The sequence below is a fragment of the Pseudomonas sp. TWR3-1-1 genome, from assembly GCF_049896545.1.
Classification (GTDB): domain Bacteria; phylum Pseudomonadota; class Gammaproteobacteria; order Pseudomonadales; family Pseudomonadaceae; genus Aquipseudomonas; species Aquipseudomonas weihenstephanensis.
Map to the genome: position 1 here is coordinate 1 of NZ_JAFCUO010000024.1, position 5,343 is coordinate 5,343.

The following is a 5,343-nucleotide window of genomic DNA, read 5'->3' on the forward strand; positions in this document are numbered from 1 at the left end:
GCAACTCAGCATGTCGGCCGCGGCTAATACCGACATCGCAGTCAACTGGCAATTTCCGTGCGTGTTCGCCGTAGCACCGGCCGTGCTGGTGGCGCTGCGCGGGCCAGCGTCGACCAACAACTTCACTATAAACAAATTGCAGGCCGCGCCTTCAAGCGTCACGGCTGCCGCCATCACCGGCAACTTCAGCGCTGCGCAAAACTACTTCATCTCACTGACAGCCTTAGGCCGGTGGTTCTAATGATTATCAAGCTCTCGCCGAAGTTCGGCGCCGAACCACTCACGCTGATCAAGCGCAACGACACGCTGAACATCAACGGCGAAACATTCGACTTCACCACCATTCCCGAAGGCGCGGTGTTGCCCGCAGCGGCTATCAACTGCGAATACATCATCGGCGACATCACCCGTAGCAACGGTCACTTGATCATCTGCCTGATGTTGCCGTGCGGCCCGGACTCCTCGGACGCTGCCAACTTCCCTGAAGACATCGTCAATCCACGCAACGGCCACATAGGACTCGCTGAATGAACATCGACTTCAGCCAACTCAAAACCGCCGAACAGCTTCAGGCTGACAAAGAACGCGCCCAACTCGACGGCATATTGGCCACACGCCGCGCGGCTTACCTGAGCGAGTCAGACCCGCTACGGCTGGAGGCTGACTATGACGGCCTGAGCCAGGGCAACGCGCCGGACTACACCGCGTGGCTGGCCTCGGTAGCCGACATCAAGAAACGCTTCCCGCTGCCCAAGGCGGTCGTTCCGGCCGAAGACTAAAGCCGCACACACCATCGAACCCCGCCGCGTGCGGGATTTTTTTTGCCTGGAGAAAGCCATGCCCATCACCGCGCAGCAGCTGCTGCAAATCCTCCCCAACGCCGGCCACGTTGCCGGCGTTTTTGTACCTGCCCTCAACACCGCCATGAACCGGTACCAGATCGTCGGCACCCAGCGTGTCGCGGCCTTCATCGCCCAGATCGGCCACGAATCAGGTCAGCTCAAATACATGCGTGAAATCTGGGGACCAACCGCCGCTCAAGCGCGATACGAGGGCAGGGCTGACCTCGGCAACACTCAGTCGGGGGACGGCCCCAAATATCGCGGCCGTGGCCTGATCCAGATCACCGGCCGCAGCAACTACAAAACCTGCGGCGAAGCGCTGGGCCTTAACCTGATCGATCAACCCGAGCTGTTGGAAAAACCACAACACGCATGTATGTCGGCTGCGTGGTTCTGGGCCACCCGAGGCCTCAACACCCTGGCTGATGAGGGCAAGTTTGAAACCATCACCCGCCGTATCAATGGCGGGCTGAATGGGCTGGCGGATCGTCAGGCACTGTATGCGCGGGCGCTCAAGGTGTTGGCGTGAGTCAGGGGCGCGGGCTTGGCTTTGCCGTACTAGTGGCCATGGGCATTGCTTGTTTTTCCACATGGAAAGTGGACGCTTGGCGCTACGGGAAACAACTGGCTGAACTGAGCGCTGCCCACCAAATCGAGCGCACCAATCTGGCCAATGCCAACTCAGAGCAAATTTTGGCAGAGCAGGGCAAGCGCCTCGCCCTGGAGCAATGGCTGGCAGCCAGCGACCAATTCCATTACCGAGTGCTCACAGATGAGAAAACCAAACAGGCACGTCTGCGTGATCGCCTTGCCACTGCTGATCTGCGGTTGTCAGTCCAACTCGACGCCGCAGCAGCAACTGGTTGTGACGGAATGCAAGCCACCACCAGCACCGGCGGCGTGGTTTATGGCGCCCATAGAGCCCAACTTGACCCAGCGCATGCTCAACGAATTATCGGAATCACCAGCGACGGCGACCAAGGACTGATCGCGTTACAGGCTTGTCAGGCCTATGCCTATGCAGTATCTAGTAAAGAGTAAACGAAGCTAATAGTGGCTGTGCCTGAGTGGCTCCTATATTAAGAGATGAGGCGGACTGGCGGCGACAACGTGTATTTGTAACTTTTGGAGGCATCCGCAAAGCTACATACAAAGACACTATAGAGTCTGAGTCGGCTTTTCGCGCGTTCATTGCCACTATTCTGCAGAGTGAATCGACGCGAGCGCTAAAGCACTTTAGACGCATTCGCGCAATGTTTTTGAGTTTTATAAATAGATGAGTTAAGTTTTCTGATTGTCATAACAATGCGTATGTTGGGTGTCACCGCCATATCTCCTAATAAAGTTGTGAGTCGGTAGCTGTAGTAATGTTTAGCTATCGATACAGGAAACTGATAATAAGCCGAAAAAGGGGGGGCGAGCTAGGCGCCGCCCTGGGAGTGAGATGATTTCAACGGTATGGTTCAAAGACCGCAATCTGTACTATTAATTACGATCGACATGATCGGGTGCATGTCTTTATCTGCATAGTTATACCTGTAACTACCGCCTATTTTTAGCATGAGTGCTGGTATATCGCTAGCTTTATATTCCAGCATACGATACCAGTAATTCCACTCTCTATTTTTTCCTGATACGTCATATAATAGAGTCCCATCGTCAACCATGACAGGTAGTGTGGCACGCATTTTAGGTATCCCCCTTGCAAAAATCTCCTTGAATAAATCATCCATACTTCTACCTTTCGATCTCAAAGCATCCGTTACGGCATGCTCTGATATTTCTCTTGTGGCATGCCCAGCTACGCTACCAACTATTGACGCTGCATATGTATTTGTCAAAAAGCACCATAAAACTATACCAGCTATAACCTTCGTTCCTTGAAACACTCTTATCTTCCTCGCGAAGTATGTCATGTGAGCTAATGTTTTTTGCGAAACAAGCATGATTTGAAATATTAGACTAACATAAGAAGCGCTTAATACCATCCGTTCTTAGGGGGAGCGGCAAGCTGGTGAGCCGAACAATGCCCGACAGTATGCGACGACAGGTCATCCAGATGAGCCATCGAATAGATTGTAGCGAGCACCAGAGCTAATTAAAGGGTTTGCTATGTCCCTGCGGGCATGGGGTGCTAGGGGGGGCGCGTGTTCGAATCACTCCGTCCCGACCTTTCTCATCGTCGATTACGATGCTGTCCGCGAGTACATTTGCGGTCGGAAAAATTAGCATGCCCTCATGGCGGGCCCTAAAGCGCCCTTTGGAGCGACTCCCGCTATCTGGAATTCGTAGCGGAAAATCCAGTTATGGCGAACTCAGGTTCCGGTCAACCTGATTTCATTGCGATTTAGCGGGTCTGTTAACCCGCGTAAACTTGCGAGTTGGTGTACTCACGACAAAAGCGTGGCGAAATATTCCAAGTGCTGCATGAGGTTTTTTCGCGGAGGAGGGAGGGGTATGCTACGTGATGATCTCTCTCAGCTATCCAATAAATCAGGAACCCCCCTCCTTACCAGCCGACAACTGATTAAATGAGCCACCATTATCGGACCACTTTATGAACAAGCCTGAAACTATCGAGCAAGCCCAAACAGTTATCGATCTAGTTGCTGTCGCAGAGGACCTAAATAAGGCTGAGTACACTCATTCTTTCGCTCGCGGTTGGCTGGAAGCACTGTTGTTTGAAGGATTGATAGATAAAAATAGTCATGATCGCTTGCTGGCTGAGGCTACGGCGAGCGTGGAGAAGATCCGCGAGGCGGTCCGCCGCTCGCATTATCTACAGGGTGCAGTCCAGATAAGCGTGAAAGATAGGCTGGATCGAGATCCCGAATAACGCCACTTATGCTCAAAAGGCCCCCACACTCACGCCGAGTGTGGGGGCCTTTTTTTGTGGGCGCAGAAACCACAACCCCATACACTGGTACACCACACCCCCCGCTAATGGTTTTACGCAGTGGGACACTGAGTCGGAACAGGGCAACCCACCATGCACAGCGTGCTGATAGACGGCATCGAGTATATACCCCGCGCCAAAAGCGCTGCCTGCGCAAAGGCGTCGACACTCGCCGCGCGACTGAAAATCTGGCACCGGCACTGGAAACTGATTGATGGGGGGGCGATTCTGCATTGCAGCTACTGCGCTTCGGCGCAGCGGGCCAAGGACGCTGGCCGGGTGTTCGTCCATGATCCATGCTGTCGGCGACCCAATGGCTATGCCGCTTCCCCGTGGCATGCCTTGGCCGCGTTGCTGAGCGAACTTCCAGAGGGGCCACAATATGACCAGCCGTGACGGTAACGAAGGCGATCCGTTCACCACCATCAGCATGCCGCCCGAGGTGCTGACCATTCTGCGCCGCCGCCTGACGGCCATCGAGTTCAGCGTCGACACCTTAAGCGTGCATCTGGCCAGCGAGCGCGCACAGGGTGTGATCGAGGCGGTGGAAGTGCTCAAGGTGCTCAAACCGGTCGATATTGAAACCCTGTACCTGGCTGTCGAAGACGCCGTCCAGGTCCGCATCAAGGCGCTGATGTTGTGAGTCGGGAGCGTTAGGCTGAAGCGGTACGAGTAGACGGTGGGGGGGAGGAGGGGATCGTTCGGCAGGACGCCGTAGGTCAGTACCTTTTACAGTACCTATTGGTGTGTTTTCGTGCGTATTGCTGCGGGGTGAGACAGCGGATAACCCTTGATTCTATTGGGTCTGACTACTCAGCAAAACTCACAAATAATTGCATCGTGATGTTAGCTGTGGAGATCAATTACTTTACCTATCAATAGCTTAGAGTTGGCTGGTTTGAGCCGATACCAATGTGGAGCTTTTCCAGCTCGCTCCAGTCTGAGCTTGAGTTGAGCCAACGCGCATACGTAGACAGCAACATTTGGACGCTATGGCCAAGTTGCTGAGCAATAAAGGCGGGATTGATGCCGGACATGGCGCGCATTGTCGCATATGCGTGACGACAGTTGTACGGCGGTCTGTAGCGGATGTTCAACATCTCTAGGGTTTGTTGGCATTGCTGGCGTTCGTCGCGGGCCCGTTGGGGCGGATTTGCCGTTCGTTGAGCGCGTGAACAGGCTAGCGCGTTCTCTCAACGTACCTTCGCTCTGGCGTCCACGTTTTGCGTGATGCCAGGTAAAAAAGGTGTTTGAACGGCGCGTGTGTTTTGCAAGGCCGGATGACGACGATGGATGGGGGATTCGACGATTGCACGGCAGTGGTAGATCTGCTTTTTTCCAGATCGACGGCATTCCGGCGCAGTTAAATCGCGTCCTGGAATCGCATGTTTGTGACAAGCGTGGGGGTGAAAGCAGGCTTTCGACAAGTAACAGTCTCAGGCGCTATGTGCCCGCTCGAACCGTCACTGACCGCCTAGCGCTCAACTGCGCAAGAAGTTGCGCACTCAAATGTGGATAACCGTGTGGATACATCGCTACAGCGCTCATAAAACGTGAGCTGTAGACGAGTGCGCAAGAAGTTGCGCAGCACTGCGCAACTTCTTG

Annotated in this window: 8 protein-coding genes and 2 pseudogenes; 8 read left to right on the forward strand and 2 right to left on the reverse strand. The window is 54.2% G+C overall.

What is annotated here, in order from left to right:
• The 5 genes and pseudogenes from ACP7A4_RS22715 to ACP7A4_RS22735 all read left to right on the forward strand — a co-directional run.
• Positions 1-241 (forward strand): annotated as a pseudogene (locus tag ACP7A4_RS22715) (hypothetical protein); the annotation flags it as partial.
• Positions 241-531 (forward strand): hypothetical protein, encoded by a 291-nt coding sequence (locus ACP7A4_RS22720; RefSeq protein ID WP_426248459.1) that lies wholly within the window; start codon positions 241-243, stop codon positions 529-531. The pseudogene ACP7A4_RS22715 and the gene ACP7A4_RS22720, both read left to right, overlap by 1 nt.
• Entirely contained in the window at positions 528-779 is a 252-nt protein-coding gene (locus ACP7A4_RS22725; protein ID WP_426248460.1) for a hypothetical protein, read from the forward strand. The genes ACP7A4_RS22720 and ACP7A4_RS22725 overlap by 4 nt, the downstream gene beginning before the upstream one ends.
• 58 nt (positions 780-837) lie before the next feature.
• On the forward strand, positions 838-1,371 hold the full coding sequence (locus ACP7A4_RS22730; RefSeq protein WP_426248461.1) for a glycoside hydrolase family 19 protein: 534 nt from the start codon (positions 838-840) through the stop codon (positions 1,369-1,371).
• Between the two features lie 38 nt (positions 1,372-1,409).
• Positions 1,410-1,883, forward strand: coding sequence for a lysis protein (locus ACP7A4_RS22735; protein ID WP_426248467.1), 474 nt, complete (start codon positions 1,410-1,412; stop codon positions 1,881-1,883).
• Between the two features lie 422 nt (positions 1,884-2,305).
• Here the strand turns inward: ACP7A4_RS22735 and ACP7A4_RS22740 are convergent, their stop codons facing one another.
• Positions 2,306-2,575 (reverse strand): hypothetical protein, encoded by a 270-nt coding sequence (locus tag ACP7A4_RS22740; protein WP_426248462.1) that lies wholly within the window; start codon positions 2,573-2,575, stop codon positions 2,306-2,308.
• Between the two features lie 824 nt (positions 2,576-3,399).
• On the opposite strand from ACP7A4_RS22740, the gene ACP7A4_RS22745 reads away from it, so the two are divergent.
• The 3 genes from ACP7A4_RS22745 to ACP7A4_RS22755 all read left to right on the forward strand — a co-directional run bounded on the left by ACP7A4_RS22745 (position 3,400) and on the right by ACP7A4_RS22755 (position 4,381).
• Positions 3,400-3,678 carry a hypothetical protein gene (locus ACP7A4_RS22745; protein WP_426248463.1) on the forward strand — a complete coding sequence of 93 codons (279 nt, stop codon included), beginning with the start codon at positions 3,400-3,402 and terminating at the stop codon, positions 3,676-3,678.
• A 153-nt stretch (positions 3,679-3,831) separates the two neighbouring features.
• On the forward strand, positions 3,832-4,134 hold the full coding sequence (locus ACP7A4_RS22750; RefSeq protein ID WP_426248465.1) for a hypothetical protein: 303 nt from the start codon (positions 3,832-3,834) through the stop codon (positions 4,132-4,134).
• Positions 4,121-4,381, forward strand: coding sequence for a hypothetical protein (locus ACP7A4_RS22755; RefSeq protein WP_426248466.1), 261 nt, complete (start codon positions 4,121-4,123; stop codon positions 4,379-4,381). The genes ACP7A4_RS22750 and ACP7A4_RS22755 overlap by 14 nt, the downstream gene beginning before the upstream one ends.
• Positions 4,382-4,613: 232 nt before the next feature.
• Here ACP7A4_RS22755 and ACP7A4_RS22760 read toward each other — a convergent pair.
• Positions 4,614-4,847: pseudogene (locus tag ACP7A4_RS22760) on the reverse strand (site-specific integrase); the annotation flags it as partial.
• Positions 4,848-5,343: the final 496 nt, after the last annotated feature.

Excerpts from the sequence above, each read along its gene's own strand:
- ACP7A4_RS22745 (WP_426248463.1), top strand. The coding sequence starts at position 3,400 with ATGAACAAGCCTGAAACTATCGAGCAAGCCCAAACAGTTATCGATCTA.
- ACP7A4_RS22735 (WP_426248467.1), top strand. The coding sequence starts at position 1,410 with ATGGGCATTGCTTGTTTTTCCACATGGAAAGTGGACGCTTGGCGCTAC.
- ACP7A4_RS22730 (WP_426248461.1), top strand. The coding sequence starts at position 838 with ATGCCCATCACCGCGCAGCAGCTGCTGCAAATCCTCCCCAACGCCGGC.
- ACP7A4_RS22755 (WP_426248466.1), top strand. The coding sequence starts at position 4,121 with ATGACCAGCCGTGACGGTAACGAAGGCGATCCGTTCACCACCATCAGC.
- ACP7A4_RS22750 (WP_426248465.1), top strand. The coding sequence starts at position 3,832 with ATGCACAGCGTGCTGATAGACGGCATCGAGTATATACCCCGCGCCAAA.
- ACP7A4_RS22720 (WP_426248459.1), top strand. The coding sequence starts at position 241 with ATGATTATCAAGCTCTCGCCGAAGTTCGGCGCCGAACCACTCACGCTG.
- ACP7A4_RS22740 (WP_426248462.1), bottom strand. The coding sequence starts at position 2,575 with ATGGATGATTTATTCAAGGAGATTTTTGCAAGGGGGATACCTAAAATG.
- ACP7A4_RS22725 (WP_426248460.1), top strand. The coding sequence starts at position 528 with ATGAACATCGACTTCAGCCAACTCAAAACCGCCGAACAGCTTCAGGCT.